The sequence below is a fragment of the Terrabacter sp. LjRoot27 genome, from assembly GCF_964254175.1.
GTDB lineage: Bacteria > Actinomycetota > Actinomycetes > Actinomycetales > Dermatophilaceae > Terrabacter.
The window spans coordinates 1,631,492-1,655,849 of sequence record NZ_CAXUSS020000001.1; the positions used below are offsets into that span (position 1 = coordinate 1,631,492).

Annotated in this window: 24 protein-coding genes; 20 read left to right on the forward strand and 4 right to left on the reverse strand. The window is 71.9% G+C overall.

The genetic code is table 11. The features are described from left to right. Window positions 1–10: 10 nt before the first annotated feature. Entirely contained in the window at window positions 11–769 is a 759-nt protein-coding gene (locus ACSQ2D_RS07610; protein WP_435985357.1) for an ABC transporter permease, read from the reverse strand. A 229-nt stretch (window positions 770–998) separates the two neighbouring features. On the opposite strand from ACSQ2D_RS07610, the gene rplS reads away from it, so the two are divergent. From rplS to ACSQ2D_RS07655, 9 genes are all read left to right on the forward strand, one after another. Further along, window positions 999–1,373 carry a 50S ribosomal protein L19 gene (rplS, locus tag ACSQ2D_RS07615; protein WP_435985358.1) on the forward strand — a complete coding sequence of 125 codons (375 nt, stop codon included), beginning with the start codon at window positions 999–1,001 and terminating at the stop codon, window positions 1,371–1,373. A gap of 42 nt (window positions 1,374–1,415) precedes the next feature. Further along, the gene (gene lepB / locus ACSQ2D_RS07620; protein ID WP_435985359.1) at window positions 1,416–2,210 is read left to right on the forward strand and encodes a signal peptidase I; all 795 of its coding nucleotides are present in this window, start codon (window positions 1,416–1,418) and stop codon (window positions 2,208–2,210) included. Beyond that, window positions 2,210–3,106, forward strand: coding sequence for a signal peptidase I (lepB, locus tag ACSQ2D_RS07625; protein WP_435985360.1), 897 nt, complete (start codon window positions 2,210–2,212; stop codon window positions 3,104–3,106). Before lepB (ACSQ2D_RS07620) ends, lepB (ACSQ2D_RS07625) begins: the two co-directional genes overlap by 1 nt. Before the next feature lie 17 nt (window positions 3,107–3,123). Continuing rightward, window positions 3,124–3,894 carry a ribonuclease HII gene (locus tag ACSQ2D_RS07630; protein ID WP_435985361.1) on the forward strand — a complete coding sequence of 257 codons (771 nt, stop codon included), beginning with the start codon at window positions 3,124–3,126 and terminating at the stop codon, window positions 3,892–3,894. Beyond that, window positions 3,891–4,211, forward strand: a complete 321-nt coding sequence (locus ACSQ2D_RS07635; RefSeq protein ID WP_028785386.1) for a DUF2469 domain-containing protein — start codon at window positions 3,891–3,893, stop codon at window positions 4,209–4,211. Before ACSQ2D_RS07630 ends, ACSQ2D_RS07635 begins: the two co-directional genes overlap by 4 nt. 102 nt (window positions 4,212–4,313) lie before the next feature. Next, window positions 4,314–4,679 carry a YraN family protein gene (locus ACSQ2D_RS07640; RefSeq protein ID WP_435985362.1) on the forward strand — a complete coding sequence of 122 codons (366 nt, stop codon included), beginning with the start codon at window positions 4,314–4,316 and terminating at the stop codon, window positions 4,677–4,679. Beyond that, window positions 4,679–6,241: a YifB family Mg chelatase-like AAA ATPase gene (locus tag ACSQ2D_RS07645; protein WP_435985363.1), complete on the forward strand. Its 1,563-nt coding sequence runs from the start codon at window positions 4,679–4,681 to the stop codon at window positions 6,239–6,241. Before ACSQ2D_RS07640 ends, ACSQ2D_RS07645 begins: the two co-directional genes overlap by 1 nt. A gap of 66 nt (window positions 6,242–6,307) precedes the next feature. Beyond that, window positions 6,308–7,414, forward strand: a complete 1,107-nt coding sequence (gene dprA, locus ACSQ2D_RS07650) for a DNA-processing protein DprA (RefSeq protein WP_435985364.1) — start codon at window positions 6,308–6,310, stop codon at window positions 7,412–7,414. A 440-nt stretch (window positions 7,415–7,854) separates the two neighbouring features. Then, window positions 7,855–8,784 (forward strand): tyrosine recombinase XerC, encoded by a 930-nt coding sequence (locus ACSQ2D_RS07655; protein ID WP_435987829.1) that lies wholly within the window; start codon window positions 7,855–7,857, stop codon window positions 8,782–8,784. A gap of 17 nt (window positions 8,785–8,801) precedes the next feature. Here ACSQ2D_RS07655 and ACSQ2D_RS07660 read toward each other — a convergent pair whose 3' ends face one another. The 3 genes from ACSQ2D_RS07660 to ACSQ2D_RS07670 all read right to left on the reverse strand — a co-directional run bounded on the left by ACSQ2D_RS07660 (window position 8,802) and on the right by ACSQ2D_RS07670 (window position 12,934). Continuing rightward, window positions 8,802–9,266 carry a murein hydrolase activator EnvC family protein gene (locus ACSQ2D_RS07660; RefSeq protein ID WP_435985365.1) on the reverse strand — a complete coding sequence of 155 codons (465 nt, stop codon included), beginning with the start codon at window positions 9,264–9,266 and terminating at the stop codon, window positions 8,802–8,804. A gap of 303 nt (window positions 9,267–9,569) precedes the next feature. Then, on the reverse strand, window positions 9,570–10,769 hold the full coding sequence (locus ACSQ2D_RS07665) for a pyridoxal phosphate-dependent aminotransferase (protein ID WP_435985366.1): 1,200 nt from the start codon (window positions 10,767–10,769) through the stop codon (window positions 9,570–9,572). 248 nt (window positions 10,770–11,017) lie between these two features. Continuing rightward, on the reverse strand, window positions 11,018–12,934 hold the full coding sequence (locus ACSQ2D_RS07670; RefSeq protein WP_435985367.1) for a DUF6541 family protein: 1,917 nt from the start codon (window positions 12,932–12,934) through the stop codon (window positions 11,018–11,020). A 285-nt stretch (window positions 12,935–13,219) separates the two neighbouring features. Between ACSQ2D_RS07670 and rpsB the strand changes: the two genes are divergently transcribed. From rpsB to frr, 11 genes are all read left to right on the forward strand, one after another. Beyond that, window positions 13,220–14,170 (forward strand): 30S ribosomal protein S2, encoded by a 951-nt coding sequence (rpsB, locus tag ACSQ2D_RS07675; protein WP_435985368.1) that lies wholly within the window; start codon window positions 13,220–13,222, stop codon window positions 14,168–14,170. Between the two features lie 63 nt (window positions 14,171–14,233). Further along, entirely contained in the window at window positions 14,234–15,064 is an 831-nt protein-coding gene (gene tsf / locus ACSQ2D_RS07680; RefSeq protein WP_435985369.1) for a translation elongation factor Ts, read from the forward strand. A gap of 152 nt (window positions 15,065–15,216) precedes the next feature. After that, window positions 15,217–15,816: an antibiotic biosynthesis monooxygenase gene (locus tag ACSQ2D_RS07685; protein WP_435985370.1), complete on the forward strand. Its 600-nt coding sequence runs from the start codon at window positions 15,217–15,219 to the stop codon at window positions 15,814–15,816. 125 nt (window positions 15,817–15,941) lie between these two features. After that, a complete protein-coding gene (gene sqr / locus ACSQ2D_RS07690) occupies window positions 15,942–17,189 on the forward strand; it encodes a type III sulfide quinone reductase, selenoprotein subtype (protein WP_435985371.1) in 1,248 nt (415 codons plus the stop codon). 31 nt (window positions 17,190–17,220) lie between these two features. Then, window positions 17,221–17,535, forward strand: a complete 315-nt coding sequence (locus ACSQ2D_RS07695; protein ID WP_435985372.1) for a TusE/DsrC/DsvC family sulfur relay protein — start codon at window positions 17,221–17,223, stop codon at window positions 17,533–17,535. Next, a complete protein-coding gene (locus ACSQ2D_RS07700) occupies window positions 17,535–18,053 on the forward strand; it encodes a DsrE/DsrF/DrsH-like family protein (RefSeq protein ID WP_435985373.1) in 519 nt (172 codons plus the stop codon). The genes ACSQ2D_RS07695 and ACSQ2D_RS07700 overlap by 1 nt, the downstream gene beginning before the upstream one ends. Window positions 18,054–18,167: 114 nt before the next feature. Next, window positions 18,168–18,941 carry a response regulator gene (locus tag ACSQ2D_RS07705; RefSeq protein ID WP_435985374.1) on the forward strand — a complete coding sequence of 258 codons (774 nt, stop codon included), beginning with the start codon at window positions 18,168–18,170 and terminating at the stop codon, window positions 18,939–18,941. Next, window positions 18,938–21,709, forward strand: coding sequence for a DUF4153 domain-containing protein (locus ACSQ2D_RS07710; protein ID WP_435985375.1), 2,772 nt, complete (start codon window positions 18,938–18,940; stop codon window positions 21,707–21,709). Before ACSQ2D_RS07705 ends, ACSQ2D_RS07710 begins: the two co-directional genes overlap by 4 nt. Before the next feature lie 14 nt (window positions 21,710–21,723). After that, window positions 21,724–22,863 carry an aminotransferase class V-fold PLP-dependent enzyme gene (locus tag ACSQ2D_RS07715; RefSeq protein ID WP_435985376.1) on the forward strand — a complete coding sequence of 380 codons (1,140 nt, stop codon included), beginning with the start codon at window positions 21,724–21,726 and terminating at the stop codon, window positions 22,861–22,863. A 79-nt stretch (window positions 22,864–22,942) separates the two neighbouring features. After that, window positions 22,943–23,671 (forward strand): UMP kinase, encoded by a 729-nt coding sequence (gene pyrH, locus ACSQ2D_RS07720; protein ID WP_020142739.1) that lies wholly within the window; start codon window positions 22,943–22,945, stop codon window positions 23,669–23,671. A 113-nt stretch (window positions 23,672–23,784) separates the two neighbouring features. Continuing rightward, window positions 23,785–24,342, forward strand: coding sequence for a ribosome recycling factor (gene frr, locus ACSQ2D_RS07725; RefSeq protein WP_435985377.1), 558 nt, complete (start codon window positions 23,785–23,787; stop codon window positions 24,340–24,342). Window positions 24,343–24,358 lie beyond the last annotated feature (16 nt).

The window sequence follows — 24,358 nt, forward strand, 5'->3', positions numbered from 1 at the left end:
GCCGGCCCGGTCACGACACGAGCGCGAGGCCGAGGTCGGCAGGCAGCAGCAGGCGCCGGCGGATGAGCGCCGCCTGCACCCCGGCCGTGATCGACTGCGTCGCCATGATCGCGAAGAGGACGAGCACCTGCGCCGTCGCGGCCTGCACGGCGCTGCCGCCACCGAGCATGACGCCGATGAAGGCGCCCGGCAGCGTGACGATCCCCGACGTGCGCACCTGGTCGAGGCTCGGGACGATGCCCTCGGGCACCCGTCGCGCGATGATCTCGTCGATGGCCTGGCTCGAGGTGAGTCCCAGCGACAGCGACGCCTCGTACTGCCCGTGCTCCTCGCGCAACGCGGCGAAGGTGCGCCGCCCGACGAGCGTGTGCACCGTCATCGTGTTGCCGATGACGATGCCGGCGATCGGGATCACGGCGATGCCCGTCAGGGGGACCGCGCCGGTGGCGAGCACGATGGCGACGACGGGCACGACGCCGCACGCCATCGCGGCCGCGGCCCACGGCCACGTGCGCGGGGCGCCGACCCGCTTCGACGTCGTCGCGACGGCCATCGCGAACATCGCACCCACGGCGAGGAACGAGAGCCACAGCGACCCGACGACGGCCGTGATGACGAGCGCCACGAGGGAGAGCTGCACGACCGCCCGGGCGCCGGCGACCGCCGACTGGCGTCCCAGGCCCACGCCGCTCAGCCGGTTGGCGAGCAGCGTCACGACGAGCAGGACGGCGAGACAGAGGTACACGGGCCAGCCGGGGGAGACGTCCACGGGGCCACGCTAGGGCACCGGCGGTCGTCGTCTGGCGTCGCCGATTTCTGGTATGCCGTGCGCTCTGGCAGACTTGCTCCTTGCGTCCGGCACACGACGGCCCCTGCCACAGGGGGAGTCGGGTCACCACAGCTCGACCGGATCCACCCGGTGACTCGACGCGGCCCGACGGACGCGACCCACACCTTTGTGACGAGGTGGCCTGTGGCACCCAGGAAAGCGAAGCATCATGCACACGTTTGACGACATCAACGCGGCATCGCTGCGCTCGGACGTCCCCGACTTCCGCGCCGGCGACACCCTCAAGGTCCACGTCAAGGTCATCGAGGGCACGCGCTCGCGTGTCCAGGTGTTCCAGGGCATCGTCATCCGTCGCCACGGCGGCGGCATCGGCGAGACCTTCACGGTCCGCAAGATCTCCTTCGGTGTCGGCGTCGAGCGCACCTTCCCGGTGCACACCCCGGTCATCGACAAGATCGAGGTCGTGACCCGCGGTGACGTCCGTCGCGCGAAGCTCTACTACCTCCGTGGTCTGCGCGGCAAGGCTGCCAAGATCCGCGAGAAGCGCGACAGCATCCCCACCAAGGCCGGCGCGAAGAGCTGACGACCTGCTGACGCAGCCGTCCGTCTAGACACGCGAGGCGCGGTGGACCCCGAGCGGGACGTCCCGGAGCGATCCGGTACGTCCCCCGACCCGGGGTCCGCCGCGCCTTCGTCGCGTGCGGGGGACTCCGCGCCGTCGGGGGACCCCGCGCCATCGGGCAGCGGTCGCGGACGGGCCACCCGTCCGGCATACGCCGCCGCGCGCCGTCACCGGTGGCTGCTCGGTCCCGCCCTGCTGCTGCTCGCGATCGTCGTGGTCCGGGCCTTCCTCGTGACGCCCTTCGGCATCCCGAGCGAGTCGATGCAGGACACGCTCCTCATCGGCGACCGCATCCTCGTCAGCCGCACCACGGCGCCCGCCGACCTCCAGCGCGGCGACATCATCGTCTTCGACGCCTCCGAGGCGTTCAACCTGCGCGTGCCCGAGCGCGGCATGGTGCAGACCCTCGTCGAGGCCGTCGAGAGCCTCGCCGGCAAGGGCCAGCCCACCGACTACGTCAAGCGCGTCATCGGCCTGCCGGGCGACCACGTCCGGTGCTGCGCGGCCGACGGACGGCTCGAGGTCAACGGCGTCGCCGTCACCGAGCCGTACGTCGCGCCGGGGCAGAAACCGAGCGGCCTGACCTTCGACGTGACGGTCCCCGCCGACCGGTTCTGGGTCATGGGCGACAACCGTGGCTCGTCCGCCGACTCCCGCGCACACCTCGGCGATCCGGGTGGCGGCATGGTGCCGGGGGACGACATCATCGGCAAGGTTTGGGTGCGATACTGGCCGCTCGATCGGCTCGGACCGGTCGACCAAGCACCAATTGCCTCCGTCCCACGAAATGGTGAGTGATGTCGCAGTACACCGGACGCCCCGAAGACCCGACGCGCGGGCGGAGTGCTGACGACACCGACGGTGACCTCGACGACGACAACCTCGACGACGACTACGACGACGAACCCCGCGGTTTCGGCGGGACGATCCTCGCCGGCCTCAAGGAGCTCGTCATCGTCGTGGTCCTCGCCATGGCGCTCTCCTTCGTCGTCAAGACGTGGCTGTTCCAGGCCTTCTACATCCCGTCGGGCTCGATGGAGAACACCCTCGTCAAGGACGACCGCGTCATCGTCAGCAAGCTGACGCCCGGCCCGCTCGACCTCAAGCGCGGCGACGTCGTCGTCTTCGAGGACCCGGGCGTGCCCAGCCCCTGGCTCGGCGACCTCGGTGAGCAGCGCAGCAACGTCGGTGGCCCGTTCCACGACGCCCTCGTCTTCGTCGGCCTGTTGCCCGAGGACTCCGAGAACCACCTCATCAAGCGCGTCATCGGCCTGCCGGGCGACCACGTCCAGGCCGACGGCGACACCGGCAAGCTCAAGGTCAACGGCGTCGAGATCACCGAGCCGTACGTCAAGCCGGGCGACTACCCCAGCGAGGGCAAGAAGTTCGACATCACGGTCCCCGCCGGACGCGTGTGGGTCATGGGCGACCACCGCAGCGACTCCTCCGACAGCCGCTGGCACGACGACGGCACCGGGGCCACTGGCTCCGTGCCGATGGACAAGATCGTCGGTCGCGCCCTCTTCGTCGTCTGGCCGATCGACCACGTGACCTGGCTCGGGGTGCCCGAGCGCACCTTCTCGCAGGTCCCGACGCCCACGACGCCGTCGACGGCACCGACGAAGAAGGCCACCGTCAACCCGAGCCAGAGCGGCAAGCCGAGCGCCACGACGACGAAGGCCGCGGCGGGCTGATCGGCTCGAGCAGCACCATGGCACGCCCAGCACCCTCCAAGAAGCCCTCGCTGCGGGTCGAACGCGCCCTGCAGCGCTCGGGCCACCGTCTCCTCGCCGGCATGGACGAGGTGGGCCGCGGCGCGCTCGCCGGCCCGGTCAGCGTCGGCGTCGTCGTCATCGACGAGACGGTGCGCTCGGCGCCCATCGGGGTCAAGGACTCCAAGCTCCTGACGGAGCGGGCCCGCACGGTGCTCGTGCCCCGCATCCAGCGGTGGGCCGTGGCGCACGCCGTCGGGCACGCGAGTCCCGACGAGATCGACGAGATCGGCATCATGGGCGCACTGCGCCTCGCCGGCCTGCGCGCGCTCGGCGGGCTCGGTGTCGTGCCCGACCTCGTCATCCTCGACGGCAACCACGACTGGCTGACGGCCCCCACCGAGGTGGGCCTCTTCGCCTTCGCCGACGACTCCGCGCCGACCACCCCGCCGGTGACGACGATGGTCAAGGCCGACATGAAGTGCTCGTCGGTCGCGGCTGCGAGCGTGCTGGCGAAGGTCGAGCGGGACGACATGATGGTGGCCCTCTCGGCCGACCACCCGGCATACGGCTGGTCCCTCAACAAGGGCTACTCCGCGCCCGAGCACATGGACGCGCTGGCGCGGATGGGGCCGTGCGAGCTGCACCGGCGCTCGTGGCGCCTGCCCGGCGTGTACGTGGGCGAGCCCGTCGAGGTGTTGAATGAGGGGACGGAGACGTTCGCTCCGGTGCCCATCACGGCAGAGCAGACAGGGACGGCGATCAGGTGAGTTCGGAAGATCTCGAGAAGTACGAGACCGAGATGGAGCTCCAGCTCTACAAGGAGTACCGCGACGTCGTCGGCCTCTTCACCCACGTCGTCGAGACCGAGCGCCGCTTCTACCTCGCCAACTCGGTCGACGTGAAGGTGCGCAGCGACGGCGGCGAGGTCTTCTTCGACGTCACGATGGCCGACGCGTGGGTCTGGGACATCTACCGGCCGGCGCGCTTCGTCAAGAACGTGCGGGTCGTGACGTTCAAGGACGTCAACGTCGAGGAGCTGCCCAAGCCCGACATCAAGCTGCCGGAGAACGGCGACTTCAGCTGAGCCGGCGGGGTTCGTCCACACCCCCTCGCCGATCGCGTATGCCGTCCACAGCCTCGCACTGACCGGTGTCCTCGCCGGGTCGGTGCCGGGAGGGTGGTCGCCATGGACCTCTCCACCCGTGCCCTCGGCGACTACGGCGAACGCCTCGCGTGCCGCTACCTGCTCGCCCAGGGCCTGACGATCATCGACCGCAACTGGCGCTGCGTGCGCGGCGAGATCGACGTCGTCGCCGTCGAGGGCCGCGAGCTCGTCGTCTGCGAGGTCAAGACCCGCACGAGTGAGGCCTTCGGCGCACCGTTCGAGGCCGTGACCTGGAGCAAGCAGCGACGGCTGCGGCGGCTGGCCGGGCTGTGGCGCGACGACCACGACGAGCTCGTGCGCGGTCTCGCCCTGCGCATCGACGTCATCTCGGTCCTGCGGCCGCGCTCGGGTCGGGCCAGCCTCCAGCACCTGCGCGGGGTGTGCTGATGGGCACCGGTCTCGGCCGCACCCGGTCGGTCGGGCTGCGTGGGGTGCACGGGTTCGTCGTCGACGTCGAGGCGCACGTGACGCCCGGGCTGCCCGGCTTCGCGATCAGCGGGCTCGGGGACTCCGCCGTCAAGCAGTCGTCCGACCGGATCAAGGCGGCCGCCGCCCTCATCGACGACATGCCCGTCAGCCAGCGGCGGGTCACCGTCAACCTCTCTCCGGCGGGGGAGCGCAAGGTCGGCACCGGCTTCGACCTCGCCATCTTCGTCGCGGTCGCGGCCGCGATGCGGCTCGTGCCGACCGAGGTGGTGCGCGACGTCGTCCACATCGGCGAGGTGGGCCTCGACGGGACGGTGCGACCCGTCCCCGGGGTCCTGCCCCTGGTCCGTGCGGCGGCCATGACCGGGGTGCGTCACGTCGTCGTGCCGGTCGCCAACGCCGGCGAGGCCCGTCTCGTCTCGGGCATCAGCGTCCACCCCGTGGCTGACGTCACCGAGCTCGTGCGGCGCTACGACGCGCTGGGCAAGGGGCGGGCCGTCGACGAGGTCCCGGTGCCGCTCGTCGTGCCGCCGGCACCCGAGCCGGTGCGCGACCTCAGCGAGGTCGTCGGGCAGGCCGACGCGAAGCTCGCCCTCGAGATCGCGGCCGCTGGTGGTCACCACCTGCTGCTGGCCGGTCCACCGGGTGCGGGCAAGACGATGCTCGCCGAACGGCTGCCGGGTCTGTTGCCGGCACTCGACGAGGCGGAGTCGATGGAGGTCACGGCGATCCACTCCGTGCTGGGTGCCCTCGGTGCCGGTGAGGACGTGCGCCTCATCTCGAGACCGCCGTTCGTCGCGCCCCACCACGGAGCCTCGCAGGCCGCCGTCATCGGTGGCGGCAGCGGACACATCCGGCCGGGCGCCATCACCCAGGCCCATCGGGGCGTCCTGTTCCTCGACGAGACCCCGGAGTTCGACAAGGGTGTCCTGCAGTCGCTGCGCACGCCGCTCGAGCGCGGCTCCGTCTCCATCGCCCGTGCCCAGGAGACGGTGACGTTCCCGTCGCGTTTCCTGCTCGTCCTCGCCGCCAACCCGTGTCCGTGCGGCAACGGCTGGGGCAAGGGCCTCGACTGCACGTGCACACCGCTCATGCGCCGGTCCTACTTCGGCAAGCTGAGCGGGCCGCTGCTCGACCGGGTCGACCTGCAGGTCCACGTCCAGCCTCCGGGACTCTCGATGGCGGGGGCACCCGCGGGCGAGTCCACGACGTCCGTGGCCGCGCGGGTCGCGGGCGCCCGCGCTGCGCAGGGCGAGCGCTGGCGAGAGGTGCTCGAGCACCGTCGCGGGGTCAACGCCGACGTCCCGGGCTCGGTCCTTCGGGGGCGGCCCTGGCGACTGCCGACGTCGGCGACGACGACCCTCGACCGCACCCTCGAGAGCGGCTCGCTCAGCCTGCGTGGCTACGACCGGACCCTGAGGTGTTCGTGGACCATCGCCGACGTCCTCGGGCTCCAGCGGCCCGGTCGCGAGGAGGTCGACCTCGCGCTGTCGCTGCGTCACCGGGCCGGGGTGGCGGCATGAGCGCGCGAGGCTGGTGCCGACGCCTCGCAGCTGGGCGTCGTGCGGCCTCAGGGCAGGAGCTGCGCCGTGGACGCTGACCGGTTCGCCCGGGCGGCGCTGTCGCGTCTCGCCGAGCCGTGCGACAAGGAGGTGCCCGGTCTCATCGAGGAGCTGGGGGCCGTCGAGACCTTCGCGCGCATCCGCGCGGGTCGTGGCACGCTGGCCCGGTTCCGGGCGAGGCTGGCCTCGCTCGACACCGAGCGCGATCTCGACATCGCGGCGAAGGTCGGCGCCCGGGTCGTCGTGCCCGGCGACGAGGAGTGGCCCGAACGGCTCGCCCAGATCCCCGTGCCGCCCTACTGCCTCTGGGTGCGAGGACCTCTCGACCTCGCCGAGACGGTGGAGCGCTCCGTCGCGATCGTCGGCTCGCGGACGGCCACCGGCTACGGCGAGCAGGTTGCCGCCGACCTCGCCGCCGGCGTCGCGCAGCGGGGGTGGACCGTGGTGTCCGGCGCCGCGTTCGGCATCGACGGCAGCGCCCACCGCGGCGCACTGGCCGTCGACGGCGCCACCGTCGCCGTCCTCGCCGGTGGGGTCGAGCGGCCCTACCCGTCGGCCCATGCCACCCTCATCTCGCGGATCGCCCGCGACGGGCTCGTCGTGTCCGAGGTGGCGCCCGGGTCGGCACCGATGAAGTCCCGGTTCCTTGCCCGCAACCGCCTCATCGCCGGGATGACGCGTGGCACGGTGGTCGTCGAGGCCGACCTGCGCTCCGGCTCGCGCAACACCGTCAAGCACGCGATCGAGGCAGGCCGCCACGTCGGGGCGGTGCCCGGTCCGACGACGTCGATGACCTCGGCCGGATGCCACCAGGAGATCCGCGACGGCCGGGCCGTGCTCGTCACGAGTGCCGACGAGGTCATCGACCTCATGGGCGACCTCGGCGACGACGCGTGCGAGCCGGCCCGCGGGCCGGTCCGACCGGACGACGACCTGCCGCCTCTCGATGCCTCGGTGCTCGAGGTCGTGCCCTTCCGCTCGGGCCAGACCCTTGACGCGATCGTCCGCCAGGTCGCCCACGCGCCCCTCATGGTCCGTGCGGCGCTCGGACGCCTCGAGCGCGGGGGCCTCGTGACCGAGTCCGCCGGGACGTGGCGCAAACGCCCCCAACCCCGCCCCGCCAAAGCCGAGTGAGCGCCAGCCCCACTCGAGTGGCCTCCCTGTCACACGGGCCCCACCCGGGGCCGTGACGGATGGGGTCACGCGGCCACTCGAGTGAGCGCCCGGTCCCACTCGAGTGGCCTCCCTGTCACACGGGCCCCACCCGGGGCCGTGATGGGCGGGACCACGCAGCCACTCGAGTGAGCGCCCGGTCCCAGTCGAGTGGCCTCCCTGTCACACGGGCCCCACCCGGGGGCCGTGACGGATGGGGTCACGCGGCCACTCGAGTGAGCGCCCGGTCCCAGTCGAGTGGCCCACCTGTCACCCGGCTCCCGGGTGAGGCGTGGCGGAGGGGCCGCGTTGCCGCACGACAGGTGCAGTCGAGCCGGGCCAGACCTCGGCGAGATGGGCTCCGACGCAGTCCGGTGCTTGCCATGCGACGACGGCTTTGCGATGGTGCGGGAGTGACGGATGTGGTGAAGGCGGTGCCGGACGTGCTCGAGCGGCACTCCGAGCTGCTGCATGCCTACTCCCGCCACCTCGGCGCAGAGCGCGGCCGCTCGGTGCACACCCGACGCGCCTACCTCGGGGATGTCCGGCACCTACTCACCTTCGCCGCGACCCGCGGGATCGACGAGATCGCCGACCTGCGCATCGGCGACCTCCGTGCGTGGCTTGGTGTTCAGGCCGATGCAGGCGCCGCACGGGCGACCATTGCGCGCCGAGCCGCATCCGCCCGAACCTTCCTCCGGTGGGCCGAGCACACCGGTCGCATCCCCAGCGATCCCTCCCTGCGTCTCGTCGCACCCAAGCGGCACGCCACCCTGCCCGGCGTGCTGCGTCAGGGCGAGGCGAGCGAGATGCTCGACCTGGCCGCCACGAGGGCCGACGACGCGGACCCGATCCACGTGCGGGACCGCGCGGTGCTCGAGCTGTTGTACGCCAGTGGCATCCGGGTGGGCGAGCTCGCAGCGCTCGACATCGACGACGTCGACCTGTCTCAGGGCGTCGTGCGCGTCATGGGCAAGGGCGCCAAGGAGCGGATCGTGCCCTTCGGTGCCCCGGCGGCCCGGGCCATCGAGGCGTGGCTGGCCGTCAGGTCCAGGCTTGTCGGTGAGCACTCCGGACCTGCGCTCTTCCTCGGACGCCGGGGACGCCGCGTCGATGCACGGCAGGTCCGTTCCGCTGTGCACGAGCTGCTCTCACACCTGCCCGACGCGCCGGACCTCGGTCCGCACGGGCTCCGACACAGCGCCGCCACCCACCTGCTCGAGGGTGGCGCGGACCTCCGCATGGTCCAGGAGATCCTCGGCCACGCGAGCCTCGCGACGACCCAGATCTACACGCACGTCTCCGTCGACCGGCTGCGGCGCAGCTACGAGCAGGCACACCCTCGAGCCTGACCGACAGGTCCGCGACCCTAGGGGATCGGGAGCAGGACGACCGGCGCTCGACCCACGAACGACAGGGGGTCGAGATAGGTCTCACCGCGCAGCACGCCCCAGTGCACGCAGGTGCGGGGCGCACAGTGACCCGGGGTCGTCGTTACGACGCCGACGCTGTCGCCGCGTCCCACCATGGTGCCCACGGAGGCAACCGCGGCAACCGGCTCGAAGGTGCTCCTCAGCCCGCCGCCGTGCGCCACGACGACGACGGCTCGTCCGGCGATGACGCCGGTCCACGAGATCCGACCCGCCGCCGGAGCCTGGACGGACTGCCCTGTGGTGGCGGCGAGGTCGACGCCGCGGTGACCGGGCAGCCACGGTTGGTCGGGACGGTCGAACCGCCGCACCACGTCGGGACGCGGGTCGAGGGGCCAGGCCCAGGCGGCCGAAGCAGTCTCCGTGGTGACACGCCCGGCAGGGGCGTCCAGAGCGCTGCTCACAGACGGAAGCGCGCTCGCACCGGTCACGGACGCGGCCGCGAGGACCGCGCTGAGAAGAGCTGACCCGATGGACATAGCCCCATGCTCGTCCGGCATTCCTCCGCGGTGCAGACGCAGTCGACGCCTGTGGACGAGCGAAGACCTACCCCAGCGGATGTGGACAACAGTGGCCGTGTGACGGGTGAGGCGGGGTGGCCACTCGACTGAGAGGTTGCGTCCCGTGGTCTGTCACTCGAGTGGGGTGGCGCTCACCCACGTGGGGCTTGGTGGCCACTCGACTGAGAGGTTGCGTCCCGTGGTCTGTCACTCGAGTGGGGTGGGGCGCTCACTCGTATGGGGTGCGGACGTGCCGGCGGCGGCGAGGCGGCGGCTGGCCTCGAGCAGCACCTCGTCCTTCTTGCAGAAGGCGAAGCGCACCAGGGTGCGCGCGGCGTCCTGGTCGTCGTGGAAAACCGACACCGGCACGCCGACGACACCGGCGAGCTCAGGCAGCCGTCGCGCGAACTCGAGTCCGTCGATGGCACCGAGCGGCGCCGCGTCCGCGATGACGAAGTACGTGCCCGACGGGCGGGCGACCCGGAGCCCGGACGCCTCGAGGGCCGAGCACAGCAGGTCGCGCTTGGCCTGGAGGGAGTCTCGCAGGCCGGCATACACCTCGTCGCCGAGCCCGAGCGCGAGGGCTACGGCCGGCTGGAACGGCCCGGACGCGACGTACGTGAGGAACTGCTTGACGGTGCGCGCCGCGGCGACCGCCTCGGCGGGACCCGAGAGCCAGCCGACCTTCCAGCCGGTGGCCGAGAACGTCTTGCCGCCCGAGCTGATCGTGATGGTGCGGTCGGCCATCCCCGGCAGGGTCGCCATCGGCACGTGCTCGGCGTCGTCGAAGACGAGGTGCTCGTAGACCTCGTCGGTGACGACCCACGCGTCGCGCTCACGGGCGAGCGCCGCGACGAGCTCGAGCTCGGCCCGCGTGAAGACCTTGCCGGTCGGGTTGTGCGGCGTGTTGAGCAGCACGAGACGGGTCCGCGGCGAGAAGGCCGCCCGCAGTGACTCCTCGTCGACGGCGAAGTCGGGGAAGCGGAGCACCGACGTGCGGCGGGTCGCTCCCGCGAGGGCGATCGTGGCGGCATACGAGTCGTAGTAGGGCTCGAAGGTGACGACCTCGTCGCCGGGCTCGCACAGCGCGAGCACGACCGACGCGATGGCCTCGGTCGCGCCGGCGGTGACGAGCACCTGCGACGACGGGTCGAGCGAGATCCCGTAGAAGCGCTCCTGGTGGGCGGCGACCGCCTCGAGCAGCTCCGGGACCCCCGGGCCCGGTGGGTACTGGTTGCGGCCCCCGTCGATCGCGGCCTTCGCCGCCTCGAGCATCTCGCGGGGCCCGTCCGTGTCGGGGAAGCCCTGGCCGAGGTTGATGGCGCCGGTCCGGGTCGCGAGCGCCGACATCTCGGCGAAGATCGTCGTCCCGAAGGGCTGCATGCGCGAGATCAGCGGCGAGCTCATGGCCCGAGCGTAGCCACGACCGACCCCGTGACAGGGGAGAGCCCCCGCCGGGCACGGGGCGCGGGGCGGGGGCTCTGGCACCTGCGGCGGCTGTGGAGGGTCCGTGCCGCGGACGTGGGTGGAGATCCCACCCGGTCAGGGGGTCCGTGCGGGATCTCCATCCCCACCATCGCGGGCGCGCCGCGAGCGTTACGTGCCGTCCACCGGACGGCGCGGGAGAGCCCGAGGGCGTATGCCGTCCGGCCGGCTCAGGAGGTCGCCGCGGCGCCCAGCCCGCACCCGGTGACGCGGTAGAGCGTGTAGTCGCCGTCGGTCCGCACGGGCTCGACGCCGTCGACGTTCGCGAGGTCCGTGAGTCCGGACGAGCGCTCCGGGCGGTCGAGCCAGTAGACGTGCGTCGAGTCGATGGCCCAGCGGATGTCGTGACGGGCCATGGCCGCGCAGACGTCCGGTCGGTTCGCCATGTCGTCGAACCCCGTGCCGATGACGATCTCGTCCCCGGTCGTGGGGATCGGGATCGAGCGGTAGAGGGTGTTGGTGCCGAAGAGCGGCCACATGAGGGGCGAGCCGTTCTCGGGGCGGCCGACGACGCCCTCACCGGCCGGGACGAGGGCGTTGAGCCGGCGGAGCGAGTCCTGGGCCTCGAACGACAGGATGACCTTCTTCGGGTCGTCGGGCTGGAAGAAGGCGGTGAGCATGCGGTGGCGCGTGGCGCCGTTGAGACCGAGCGTGAGGACGGGGATGGCCAGCACCGCGACGAGCCCGACGACGACGGGCCGCGACCCGAGGCCCGGCACCTTGCGCAGCAGCTCGCGCAGGGCGGGGGCGGCCGCGGCGACGAGCACGACGCCGGGGACGGCGGCCAGCGAGGCGAGCCGGACCTTGTCGTTGTACCAGTAGCCGGTCACGAGCGAGGTCCACGACATCGTCGACGAGGCCGCCATGACGTAGAGGACGACGACGGTGCCCCACATCGCCACGACCGGGAGGGCGGCCCGGGCCCGCAGCGCGATCCAGCCGATCCCGAGGGCGATGAGCAGGACGAGGCCCCAGAGCACGTCGGGGATCTGCAGCCGGCCACCGACGACCTCGACGAGCGCGGTCCAGACCGACACGCGGTCCTTCCACTCGTAGGACTGGGTCGAGGCCAGCCGGGCCGACACGACGGGGGCGGCCACGAGCCCGACGACGCCGACGACCGCGACGATCGTGAGGTCGCGTGCGACGACCCACCACGAGACGTGGTGCAGCAGCCCGGCCCGCACCCTCGCGGTGACGAACCAGACGAGCGCGAAGAGCACGAGCGCCACGAGGGCGTTGGGCTGGATCAGGGCGAGCCCCGGCAGGGCGGCGACGAACGCGAGCCACTGCCCGAGGCGCCCGGACCGTGCGGCCTGGAGCATGAGGGCGAGCGCGCCGGGCGTCAGGGCGGTCGCCATGAGGTTGGGCCACAGGACGCCCCAGCCGAGGAGGATCGTCGGGAAGGCGATGAAGGCAGCGGAAGCGAAGCCGGCGGCATACGTCACGAGGCGGGAGGTGCCGAGCGCGTGGCGCACGAGCGCGACGCAGCCGACCGGCCACACGAGGGCCGCGAGCACGATCGTGGCGACGTTGGTGCCGGGCAGCACGTCGGCGACGCCGGGCAGCAGGCTCGTCGCGATCCACGAGTGGAAGCCGTTGGGGTAGAGGGTCGGGTTGGCGATCGAGAAGTTGCCGGTCTCGAGGAAGGTCTTGATGCGCCCGAGGTGGTAGACGGCGTCGGGGGAGTCGACGAGCTCGTCGGGTCGCCCGACGGCCGGGAGGATCGTCACGAGCGCGAGGACGGCCCCGACGGCGATGGCGACGACCGCGTCGGGCCGCGGGCGGCCGAGCAGGCGGCGGGTCGCGCCGAGCTGCGGGTCGTGCCGGCGAAGGAGCCGCATCCCGCCCCAGGCGACGGCCACGGCGAGGGCCGTGACGGCGACGAGCGGCAGCAGCCCCCAGCGCACGCCGAGCCGCTGGGCGAGCGTCGCGCAGACGGCGATGATGCCGACGGACACGGCCGGGGAGACGGCCAGGGCCTCGAGCCCGCGCGCGCCCAGGGCCCGCACGACCAGCCAGCCGGGCAGGAAGAGCACCACCGAGAGGACGACGAAGGCCGGGACCGTCTCCACCCAGTGCGCCATGCGGGCCATTCTGTCGGGTCGCCACGATTTCTCCACAACCCGGGTCAGGACGTACGATGGTCGGCGGTCCCGTGTGCTCGTCGCACGGACCGTAATTCGCGCGTCTTCTACCGGTCCGCCGGACCGGGTCGCACCACGGCAGTCCCCACCGCTCGCGGCGGGGCGGGGTGCTTCAGGCGCCAGGAGTGAGGTCGTATGCCGCAGGCCGGCTCACGGGTTCCACGTGACCGCCAGGCGTCAGCGCCCACGCACAACTGACAACACACAACCTAGGGAGAACACGGCATGGCCGTCGTCACCATGCGCCAGCTCCTCGAGAGCGGCGTCCACTTCGGGCACCAGACCCGTCGCTGGAACCCCAAGATGAAGCGCTTCATCATGACCGAGCGCAATGGCATCTACATCATCGACCTGCAGCAGTCGCTGACGTACATCAACAACGCGTACGACTTCGTCAAGGAGACGGTGGCCCACGGTGGCACCATCCTCTTCGTCGGCACGAAGAAGCAGGCCCAGGAGCCCATCGCCGAGCAGGCGACGCGCGTCGGCATGCCGTACGTCAACCACCGCTGGCTCGGTGGCATGCTCACCAACTTCCAGACGATCTCCAAGCGCCTCACGCGCCTCAAGGAGCTCGAGGAGCTGAACTTCGACGACGTGGCCGGCTCGGGCTACACGAAGAAGGAGCTGCTCATCCTCAAGCGCGAGATGATCAAGCTCGAGCGCACCCTGGGCGGCATCCGCACCATGGCCAAGGTCCCCTCGGCCGTGTGGATCGTCGACACCAAGAAGGAGCACCTCGCCGTCGACGAGGCCCGCAAGCTCGGCCTCCCGGTCATCGCGATCCTCGACACGAACTGCGACCCCGACGAGGTCGACTACAAGATCCCCGGCAACGACGACGCGATCCGCTCCGTCACGCTGCTGACCCGGGTCATCGCCGACGCCGTCGCGGACGGTCTCGTCCAGCGCTCGTCCGGCAAGTCCGGTGGCGACGCGCAGGCCGAGGAGCCCCTGGCCGAGTGGGAGCGCGAGCTCTACGCCGACGCCGCCGCCGCGACGGAGACCACCGAGGCTCCCGCTGCCGAGGCTCCCGCTGCCGAGGCTCCCGCTGCCGAGGCTCCCGCTGCCGAGGCTCCCGCTGCCGAGGCCACCGAGGCCCCCGCTGCCGAGGCCCCCGCCGCTGAGGCCACCGAGGCCCCCGCCGAGGCGACGGCCGGTGCCGAGAAGGCCTGACGGCCCTCGCACCAGCCGCACCACACGAGTCAATCTCCACTGACGAAAAGAGCGATACAGAGCATGGCGAACTACACCGCCGCTGACATCAAGGCGCTGCGCGAGCAGACGGGCGCCGGCATGATGGACGTCAAGAAGGCGCTCGACGAGGCCGAGGGCGACCGCGCCAAGGCCATTGAGATCCTTCGCGTCAAGGGCCTCAAGGGCGTCACGAAGCGTGAGGGCCGCTCGGCCTCCAACGGCCTCGTGGCGGCCTCGGCCACCGACGGCGTCGGCACCCTGGTCGAGGTCAACTGCGAGACCGACTTCGTCGCGAAGGGCGAGAAGTTCATCGCCCTGGCCGACCAGGTCCTCACGCAGGCCGTCGCCGCCGGTGCCACCGACGCCGACTCGCTCCTCGCCAGCACGCTCGATGACGGCAAGACCGTCAAGGAGCTGCTCGACGAGGCCAACGCCACCATCGGCGAGAAGATCGAGGTCCGCCGCGTGGCGCGCCTCGAGGGCGACAAGGTCGTCTCCTACCTCCACAAGACGAGCCCCGACCTGCCCGCGCAGATCGGCGTCCTCGTCGCGCTCGAGGGTGGCGACGAGACGGTCGGCCGCGACGTCGCGATGCACATCGCCGCGTTCAGCCCCACGGTGCTGACGCGCGAGGAGGTCCCGGCCGAGACGGTCGAGAACGAGCGTCGCGTCGCCGAGGCCACGGCCAAGGAGGAGGGCAAGCCCGAGGCTGCCCTGCCCCGCATCATCGAGGGTCGCGTCAACGGCTTCTTCAAGGAGAACGTCCTGCTCGAGCAGGCCTTCGCCAAGGACGCCAAGAAGACCGTCGGCAAGGTGCTCGAGGAGGGCGGCGCCACGGCGACGTCCTTCGCGCGCTTCCGCGTCGGCCAGTGAGGTCCTGACCTCCTTCGTGCCTTCGCACCACTCGTAGCGCAGAACCCGCGCATCACGACGACGTATGCCGGTCGCCCCCGTCGGGGCGGCCGGCATCGTCGCGTCCGGGGGCCGTCACCGGCCGCTCCGGACCCAGCCCCAGGAGGATCCCCATGAGCACGAGCACCGCCACACCGGCCGGCGCCGAGGTCGACGGCCCGCTGACCGTCTCGATCACCCGTCGCGTGGCCCCCGAGGACGAGATGCTCATGCAGGCGTGGGTCCACGCCGGCACCTCGATGGCCGAGCGCTTCGAGGGCTTCCTCGGCGCCGGCTGGGTGCGGTCGGGCACCGAGGACTGGCACATGCTCTACCGCTTCGACTCGCGCGCCCACCTCGACACGTGGGAGCGGTCGCCCGAGCGGCTGCGGTGGCTGCGGTCGGCGGCCGACCTCGTCGAGCACCGTCGCACTGAGTACCGCACCGGCATCGAGGGCTGGTTCGACGAGCCGGCGTCGTCGTCGGTCCACGAGGCCGGCGAGGCCGGACCGACCGGACCGACCGCGCCGCCGCGCTGGAAGCAGGCGAGCGTCATCTGGGTCGCCTTCTTCCCGACCAGCCTGGCGCTGTCCTACCTCCTCTCGCCGTGGAGCGGGGACTGGCCGGTCGTCCTGCGCGTCCTCGTCACGACCCTGCTCGCGACGCCCTGGATGACCTACGTCCTCCTGCCGTTCGTGACCCGGCTCTCCGGTCGGTGGCTCAAGGCCGACTGACGTCGCCGGCGTTGACGGGAACGTCGATGAAATCCTTTGTGAGGCAAGCATTTGTCTCGCACCTCACAGTCCTTCTGTCTGGTGGATCACAGCGCTCCTGATACCCATGGGGGTACTTTCGGAGCATGACCACCACCATGAGATCGCTCGTGGTCCTGGGAGCGGGCACGGCCGGCACCATGGTCGTGAACAAGCTGAGGCACCGCCTCCCCACCAACGAGTGGCGCATCACCGTCGTCGACAAGGACGACGTCCATCACTACCAGCCGGGCTACCTCTTCCTGCCCTTCGGGCTCATCGAGCCGGAGCAGGTGAGGCGCAGCCGGCACGCCCTCATCACCGACGGCGTCGAGCTCGTGCTCGGTGACGTCGACCGCGTCGACCCGCAGACCCGCGAGGTCTCGCTCCTCGACGGACGCACACTCACCTACGACGAGCTCGTCATCGCCTCCGGCACGAGCCCGCGCCCCGACCAGACGCCGGGGATGCTCGGACCCGAGTGGCATCGCAGCGTCGGCGAGTTCTACACCTACGACGGCGCGATGGCCCTGCGCGAGTCGCTCGCCGGCTTCTCGGGCGGCAGGCTCGTCGTGCACATCACCGAGATGCCCATCAAGTGCCCGGTGGCGCCCCTCGAGTTCGCGTTCCTCGCCGACGACTTCCTCCGCCGCCGGGGTCTGCGCGACCGTACCGAGATCGTCTACGTCACGCCCCTCGACGGCGCCTTCACCAAGCCGGTCGCGAGCCGTGAGCTCGGCCACCTGCTCGCCGACAAGGGCATCACCCTCGAGACCGACTTCATGGTCGAGCACGTGGACCAGGAGCGCCGCGTCCTCGTGTCCTACGACGAGCGCGAGGTCGCCTACGACCAGCTCGTGACGATCCCGCTCAACATGGGCGCGGAGTTCGTCGCCCGGTCCGGTCTCGGCGACGAGCTGAACTACGTCCCGGTCGACAAGCACACGATGCGCTCCACCGAGCACCCCTCGATCTTCGTGCTCGGCGACGCGAGCAACATCCCGACGTCCAAGGCCGGCTCCGTCGCGCACTTCTCCGTCGAGGTCTTCGTCGACAACTTCGTCGAGCACGTGCACGGGCAGGGGATGACCCACTCGTTCGACGGCCACGCCAACTGCTTCGTCGAGTCCGGCGGTGGCAAGGCGATGCTCCTCGACTTCAACTACGACACCGAACCGCTGACCGGCACCTTCCCGCTGCCGCTCCTCGGTCCGATGACGCTGCTCAAGCAGTCGCGGGCCAACCACCTCGGCAAGCTCGCGTTCCGCCACATCTACTGGAACCTCCTGCTCCCCGGACGGCCTCTCGGACTGCCCGCGCAGATGTCGATGGCGGGGAAGGTCCCCGCCGCCTGAGCTCGACCAGACACAGACAAGGAGCGCCATCATGCCCACCACGACGATCGCCGGCCATGCCGTCGAGGTCAACGACGAGGGCTTCCTCACCCGTCCCGACCAGTGGTCGGACGACCTCGGCACCGAGCTCGCCCGCCTCATCGGGATCGAGCTGAGCGACGACCACTGGAAGCTCGTCCACTTCCTGCGCGACGACTTCGCGCACCAGGGCGAGACCGCCACCCTCCGCCGCGTCAGCACGCAGACCGGCACCCCGATCAAGTCCCTCTTCGACCTCTTCCCCGGCAAGCCGGCCAAGAAGATGGCCTACGTCGCGGGGCTGCCCAAGCCGAAGGGATGTGTGTGATGACCACGCACGCCGACCAGACCGCGCCGTTCGTGCCGATGTTCGACTCGCCCGGGTCGCAGGGCCGCAAGCTCGCGATCATCTGCAGCAAGGGCAACCTCGACATGGCCTACCCGGGCCTCATCCTCGCCAACGCGGCGCTCGGTGAGGGCGTCGAGACCCACCTGTTCTTCACCTTCTGGGGCTGCGACATGATCAACCGGAAGACCTCGGGAGACCTGAAGTTCACGATGCTCGGCAACACCGCGACGCACCTGCCTCAGGGCCTCGGGGGCATCCCGGGGATGACGCACCTCGCCACGTCGCAGATGAAGAAGGCCATCGCCGACCTCGACGTCCCCGAGGTCCCGGAGTTCCTCGACCAGATCGTCGGCTCGGGCGGGCACCTGTGGGCCTGCCGGATGTCGACGGACATGCAGCACTTGACCGAGGAGGACCTCCGCGACGACGTCGAGGGGATCATCTCGGCCTCGGACTTCATCGAGCTGACGGAGGGCGCACAGCTGCTCTTCATCTAGAGCCACCGTGGTGGGTGGGCGGCCGGTCGGGCCGGTGTGGGCCCGGCCGGCCTTCACACGATCTCCACACGTCGCACCCTCGCTGCCCGCGTGCCCGCTCCTAGGCTCAGGGACATGAACCAGGGGTATGCCGCATCGTCCTCGAGCGCCAGCGCTCCCGTGCTCCTCGTCGTCGAGGACGACCCGACGATCAACCAGGCCGTCACCGATCGTCTTGTGGCAGAAGGCTTCCGGGTCGTGCAGGCCTTCGACGGGCCGGGTGCGGTAGCGGCCCACGGCGAGCACGCGCCGGACCTCGTCGTCCTCGACCTCATGTTGCCCGGCTTCGACGGGCTCGAGGTCTGCCGGCGCATCCAGGGGGAGCGCCCGGTGCCGGTCCTCATGCTCACGGCACGCGCGGACGAGACGGATCTCCTGGTCGGGCTCGGCGTCGGTGCCGACGACTACGTGACCAAGCCGTTCCGCATGCGCGAGGTCGTCGCCCGCATCCGCGCCCTGCTGCGTCGCGTCGAGCGGGCACGCGAGCTGGCCGCCGAGCAGCCGCCCGTGCTGTCGGTCGGCGACCTGACCGTCGACCGCGGCTCGCGCCGCGTCTCCGCCCGGGGGAGCGAGGTGCACCTGACGCCCCTCGAGTTCGACCTGCTGCTGGCCCTCGCCGCCGAGCCGGGCGCGGTGCGCGAGCGAGACGAGCTGATGCGCGAGGTGTGGGGCTGGGCGGACGCCGGCGGCACCCGCACCCTCGACAGCCACGTGAAGTCGCTGCGCGCCAAGATCGGCGCCGACCGCGTCCGCACCGTCCACGGCGTCGGCTACTCGCTCGAGGTGGGTCCGGCGGCCGACGAACCCGCCGACGAACCCGCCGACGAACCCGGTGGGGGCCGACCGTGAACGCCGACCGCCCCCTCGACGGCATCCGCTCGATCAAGGCCAAGCTCGGCCTGCTCGTCGCCGTGAGCATCGTCGTCGCGTCCCTCGTGTCGGTCATCGGCGACCGCGCCGGGGTGCCCGGCTGGCTCACCCTCCCGGTGACGGTCGCCGCCGCGCTCGGGGTCACCCAGTGGCTGGCCCGCGGCATGACCTCACCGCTGCGCGAGATGACGACCGCGGCGTCGCGGATGGCGACCGGCGACTACTCGCAGCGCGTCACGGCGACGTCGGCCGACGAGGTCGGGGTGCTCGCCGACGCCTTCAACACCATGGCTGCCGACCTCGCCGGCGCCGACCAGCAGCGACGCCAGCTCGTCGCGACCGTCTCCCACGAGCTGCGCACGCCGCTCGCGGCCCAGCAGGCGCTGCTCGAGAACCTCGTCGACGGCGTCGTGCGCCCCGACGACGCCGTCCTGCGCACGGCGCTGGCCCAGGCCGAGCGACTCGGCACCCTCGTCGGCGACCTGCTCGACCTCAGCCGCGTCGACGGCGGACGGACCCCCCTCGCCCTGGCGGAGGTCGACGTCCGCGCCCTGGCCGAGGCGGCCGTGGCGGAGGCCGGCGTGTCCCGGCGCGGCACCGTGCACGTCGTCGAGATCCCCGCCGACCTGCGCGTCACCGCCGACGCGGCCCGTCTCGCCCAGGTGCTCGCCAACCTGCTCGACAACGCCGACCGGCACAGCCCGCCCGGAGGCCGCGTCACCGTGAGTGCGGGGCCCGACGGCCCGGACCGGTGGTGGCTCATGGTCGCCGACGAGGGGCCGGGCATCCCTCCCGAGCACGTCCACCGCATCTTCGACCGCTTCGGGTCGGGTGACGACGCCGGGGGAGGCACCGGCATCGGGCTCGCCATCGCGAGCTGGGTGTGCGAGCTGCACGGCGGGTCGATCTCCGCCGTGGCTCCCCGCGCGGGGGAGCACGGCGCCCGCCTCCGGGCCGTCCTGCCCCGGACCCCGGGACCCACGCCGTATGCCGCCGAGGGGGTCGCGGACGTCCCCTCCGGGCCGACGGGCCCGGTCGTCACGACCCACCCGACCGGCCCCGTGAGCCAGGCCGTCCCGTCCGTCCCGACCGTCCCGACCGTCCCGACCGACTCGACCGACCCGACCGCGCCCGACCTCGAGGAGCCCACCGTGCCCGCACCTGTCCCCGCCGCGGCGGGACCCACCCCAGCCGGAGCGCCCGGCGCCCCGGGCGCCGATGCCCGCCCCACGGCATACGCCGGCGTGCCCGTCGGGGCACCCAGGCCCGTCGTCGACTCGCTCTTCGGCGACCTCTGGCCGGAGGCGGGTCTCGCACCGCAGGTGCGCCTGCTGCTGGTCTGCCTCGGGGTCGGGGTCCTGTCGGCCGTGCTGCTGCCCTATCGCGACATCGGGGTCGCGCTCTTCGGCGTGCTCCTCCTCGGGGGTGTCGTGCTGTGGCGCACGACGCGCCACCGCACCACCCGCTGGACGGCACTCAGCAGCGTGCTCTGCGTCGGTCTCGCCTCCTTCTCGGTGCTGCGGGCCGCCGAGTGGCTCACCGTCATCTCCGTCATGCTCGGGGTCCTCGTGCTGACGACGGCGCTGACCGACGCCAAGGGCTTCCTCTCGCTCGTCGCCGGACTCGCGTCCTGGCCCCTCGCCGCGGTCCGGGGGCTGCCGCTGCTCGGGCGCACCGTCTCCGCGACGAGCCGGATCAGCGTCGTGTGGCCGGTCGTGCGCACCGCCGCCATCTCGGTCGTGGCGCTCGTCGTCTTCGGCGGACTCTTCGCCTCGGGCGACGCCGTCTTCGGCTCGTGGGCGCAGGCGCTCGTGCCGCACTTCGCGTGGGACGGGCTGACCTTCCGCTTCTTCGTCGGGTTCGTCATGGGCGGAGCCCTGCTCGCTGCCGGCTACGTCGCCCTCAACCCGCCGCGCGTCGACCGCGTCGCCCTGCCGGAAGGGCGCCCCGTCGCTCGCCTCTGGGAGTGGGTCGTGCCCGTCGGTCTCGTCGTCGCCCTCTTCGCGGCGTTCGTCGTGGCGCAGGCCGCGGCGCTCTTCGGCGGGCACGACTACGTCCAGCGCACGACCGGGCTGACGTACGCCGAGTACGTCCACCAGGGCTTCGGCCAGCTGACGGTCGCCACGGTACTCACCCTCGCGACCGTGGCGCTCGCCGTCCGCAAGGCGCCGCGCTCGACGGCCCGTGAGCGGCTCGTGCTGCGGGTCGCGCTCGGCGCGCTGTGCGCCCTGACGCTCGTCGTCGTCGCGTCGGCGCTGCACCGGATGGACCTCTACCAGCAGGCCTACGGCTTCACGCTCCTCCGGGTGCTCGTCGACGGTTTCGAGCTGTGGCTCGGCCTGCTCGTCGTGCTCGTCCTCGTCGCAGGGGTCCGGCTCTCGGGCTGGTGGCTGCCCCGGGCAGCGCTCGTCTCCGCCGTCGCCTTCGTGCTCGTCGGCGGCCTGGCCAACCCCGAGGCGTGGGTCGCGCAGCGCAACATCGACCGCTACCAGGCGACGGGCAAGCTCGACGCGGCCTACCTGCGGACGCTCGGAGCGGACGCCACCCCGGCGATCGTCGCGGGCCTGCCGCGCGACGTCTCGGCCTGCATCGTGCTCCCGTCGACGATCGCCGCACGTGCCGGGCGCGAGGACGCCCTGTCGTGGAACCTCGGCCGATCCCGGGAGGCGTCCGTCGACGTCGCGCCGATGACCCCCGCCGAGGCGGCCCGGTGCCCGGCCCTGATGTCGGGCGGTCCCAACCCCTGAGGCAGGATGGCCGGGTGCGTCGCGACATCGCCGAGCTGTTCGAGCTCGACCCGGCCCTGACCCACCTCAACCACGGTGCGTTCGGGGCCGTGCCCCGCTCGGTCCGGGAGGCGCAGGACCGCGCCCGCGCCCGCATCGAGGCCGCGCCCATGCGGGCCTTCCGCGACGAGCTCCCCTCGGCGCTCGCCGGCTCCCGCGAGGCCGCGGCGGTCTTCCTCGGCCTGTCGGCCGGGTCGACCGCGCTCGTGCGCAACGTCACCGAGGCGGTCGGGGTGGTGCTCCAAGGTCTCGGGATCGGCCCCGGTGACGACGTCGTCGTCGGCAACCACGGCTACCTCACGGCCGGCTGGTCCGTCGAGGCGCGCGGCGGGACGCTGCGCTCCGCGGACGTCCCGGTCGACGGCGACCCGGACGACGTCGTGGCTGCCTTCGCGGCCGCCGTGACCGACCGCACCCGCCTCGTCGTCATCGACCAGATCACCTCGCCGACGGCCCTCGTCCTGCCCGTCGCCGAGGTGGCGGCGGCCGTCGCACCCGTCCCGGTCCTCGTCGACGCCGCCCACGTGCCCGGCGCCCTGCCGGACCTCGACGTCGAGGCGCTCGGCGTCGCGTTCTGGGCGGGCAACCTGCACAAGTGGGCCTACACGCCGCGCGCGGCCGCCGCGCTCTGGGTGGCCCCCGGGCACCGCGAGGCGATGCGTCCTCTGGTCACCTCGTGGAGCCACGGGCTGCCCTTCCCCGAGCGCTTCGACCTGCAGGGCACCGTCGACCACTCGTCGTGGGTGGCCGTCCCCGACGGCCTCGCGGCCTGGGCAGCCCTCGGCGGGTGGGACCAGGTCCACCGCAACGCCGAGCTGCTCCTGCGCGGGGCCGAGCTCGTGCGGGACGCGCTCGGCACGGACAGCCCGCACGGCGGCATACCCTCCGCCCCGTGCCTGCGCCTCGTCGCGCTGCCCGACGGGGTGGCGACGACGACCGAGGACGCCGAGGTCCTGTGGCAGCGGTTGTACGCGGCCGGTTTCGTCGTGCCGCCCATCGCCTTCGAGGGGCGCGGCTACGTCCGGCTCGCGGCCGCGCCCTACAACGACGAGGACGACTACGCCCGCCTCGCGGCCGCGCTGCCGGGGCTGCTGACCGAGGTCCGCACCGCCTGAACCCGATGCGGCCGATGTCCTCGGGATGTGGAAAGATCGACCGACCGCCGGAACGCTGCCCACGAGGAGGCCCTGCGCCATGACCGACGCCCAGACAACCCCCTTCCACCGGGTCCTTCTCAAGCTCTCCGGTGAGGTGTTCGGGGGCGGGAGCATCGGGCTCGACCCGGCCGTCGTCTCCGGCATCGCCAAGCAGATCGCCGACGCCGTCCGCGGGGGCGTCGAGGTCGCCGTCGTCATCGGCGGCGGCAACTTCTTCCGCGGCGCCGAGCTGCAGCAGCGCGGCATGGACCGCACGCGCGCCGACTACATGGGCATGCTCGGCACCGTCATGAACTGCCTCGCCCTGCAGGACTTCCTCGAGAAGGAGGGCATCGAGACGCGCGTGCAGTCCGCGATCGCGATGCAGCAGGTCGCCGAGCCGTACATCCCGCGCCGGGCCATCCGTCACCTCGAGAAGCACCGGGTCGTCATCTTCGGAGCGGGCGCCGGCATGCCGTTCTTCTCCACCGACACGGTCAGCGCCCAGCGCGCCCTCGAGATCAAGTGCGACGCCGTGCTCATCGCCAAGAACGGCGTCGACGGCGTCTACGACTCCGACCCGCGCACCAACCCCGACGCCAAGAAGCTCGAGACGGTCACGTTCCAGGACGCCATCGTCGAGGGGCTCAAGGTCGTCGACGCCGCGGCCTTCAGCCTCTGCATGGAGAACAAGCTGCCGATGGTCGTCTTCGGCATGGAAGGCGCGGGTAACATCACGCGCGCCCTGCTCGGTGAGAAGATCGGCACGCTGGTCACCAACGCCTGAGCGCTGCGGCACCTGCCGCGCGCGAGCACGACCACCCGAACCACCTGTCACCCCTGCACCACCCCGCAGCACCCCTGCAGCACCCACGAACGAGGGACGAGGAAGCCAGAGCCATGATCGAAGAGACGATGTTCGAGGCCGAGGAGAAGATGGACAAGGCCGTCGAGGTCCTCAAGGAGGACTTCGCCGGCATCCGCACCGGACGCGCCAACCCGGGCCTGTTCAACAAGCTCACCGTCGAGTACTACGGCGCGCCGACGCCCCTGCAGCAGCTCGCCTCGTTCCAGAACCCCGAGCCGCGCACCATCCTCGTCATCCCGTTCGACAAGTCGGCGATGCACGAGATCGAGCGCGCCATCCGCGACTCCGACCTCGGCGTCAACCCGAGCAGCGACGGCAACCAGATCCGCTGCGTCATGCCCGAGCTGACCGAGGAGCGCCGCCGCGAGTACATCAAGCTCGCCAACCACAAGGCGGAGGAGGCGCGCGTCTCGGTGCGCAACATCCGTCGCAAGGCCAAGACCGACCTCGACAAGCTCGTCAAGGACGGCGAGGTCGGCGAGGACGACGGCTCGCGTGCCGAGAAGGAGCTCGACGGCCTGACCAAGAAGCACACCGACCTCGTCGACGGGCTCGTCAAGGCCAAGGAGGCCGAGCTGCTCGAGGTGTGACCTCGATGCTCGACCG

Excerpts from the sequence above, each read along its gene's own strand:
- rplS (WP_435985358.1), top strand. The coding sequence starts at position 999 with ATGCACACGTTTGACGACATCAACGCGGCATCGCTGCGCTCGGACGTC.
- lepB (WP_435985360.1), top strand. The coding sequence starts at position 2,210 with ATGTCGCAGTACACCGGACGCCCCGAAGACCCGACGCGCGGGCGGAGT.
- ACSQ2D_RS07630 (WP_435985361.1), top strand. The coding sequence starts at position 3,124 with ATGGCACGCCCAGCACCCTCCAAGAAGCCCTCGCTGCGGGTCGAACGC.
- ACSQ2D_RS07640 (WP_435985362.1), top strand. The coding sequence starts at position 4,314 with ATGGACCTCTCCACCCGTGCCCTCGGCGACTACGGCGAACGCCTCGCG.
- ACSQ2D_RS07645 (WP_435985363.1), top strand. The coding sequence starts at position 4,679 with ATGGGCACCGGTCTCGGCCGCACCCGGTCGGTCGGGCTGCGTGGGGTG.
- ACSQ2D_RS07665 (WP_435985366.1), bottom strand. The coding sequence starts at position 10,769 with ATGAGCTCGCCGCTGATCTCGCGCATGCAGCCCTTCGGGACGACGATC.
- ACSQ2D_RS07670 (WP_435985367.1), bottom strand. The coding sequence starts at position 12,934 with ATGGCGCACTGGGTGGAGACGGTCCCGGCCTTCGTCGTCCTCTCGGTG.
- rpsB (WP_435985368.1), top strand. The coding sequence starts at position 13,220 with ATGGCCGTCGTCACCATGCGCCAGCTCCTCGAGAGCGGCGTCCACTTC.
- tsf (WP_435985369.1), top strand. The coding sequence starts at position 14,234 with ATGGCGAACTACACCGCCGCTGACATCAAGGCGCTGCGCGAGCAGACG.
- ACSQ2D_RS07685 (WP_435985370.1), top strand. The coding sequence starts at position 15,217 with ATGAGCACGAGCACCGCCACACCGGCCGGCGCCGAGGTCGACGGCCCG.
- sqr (WP_435985371.1), top strand. The coding sequence starts at position 15,942 with ATGACCACCACCATGAGATCGCTCGTGGTCCTGGGAGCGGGCACGGCC.
- ACSQ2D_RS07695 (WP_435985372.1), top strand. The coding sequence starts at position 17,221 with ATGCCCACCACGACGATCGCCGGCCATGCCGTCGAGGTCAACGACGAG.
- ACSQ2D_RS07700 (WP_435985373.1), top strand. The coding sequence starts at position 17,535 with ATGACCACGCACGCCGACCAGACCGCGCCGTTCGTGCCGATGTTCGAC.
- ACSQ2D_RS07705 (WP_435985374.1), top strand. The coding sequence starts at position 18,168 with ATGAACCAGGGGTATGCCGCATCGTCCTCGAGCGCCAGCGCTCCCGTG.
- pyrH (WP_020142739.1), top strand. The coding sequence starts at position 22,943 with ATGACCGACGCCCAGACAACCCCCTTCCACCGGGTCCTTCTCAAGCTC.
- frr (WP_435985377.1), top strand. The coding sequence starts at position 23,785 with ATGATCGAAGAGACGATGTTCGAGGCCGAGGAGAAGATGGACAAGGCC.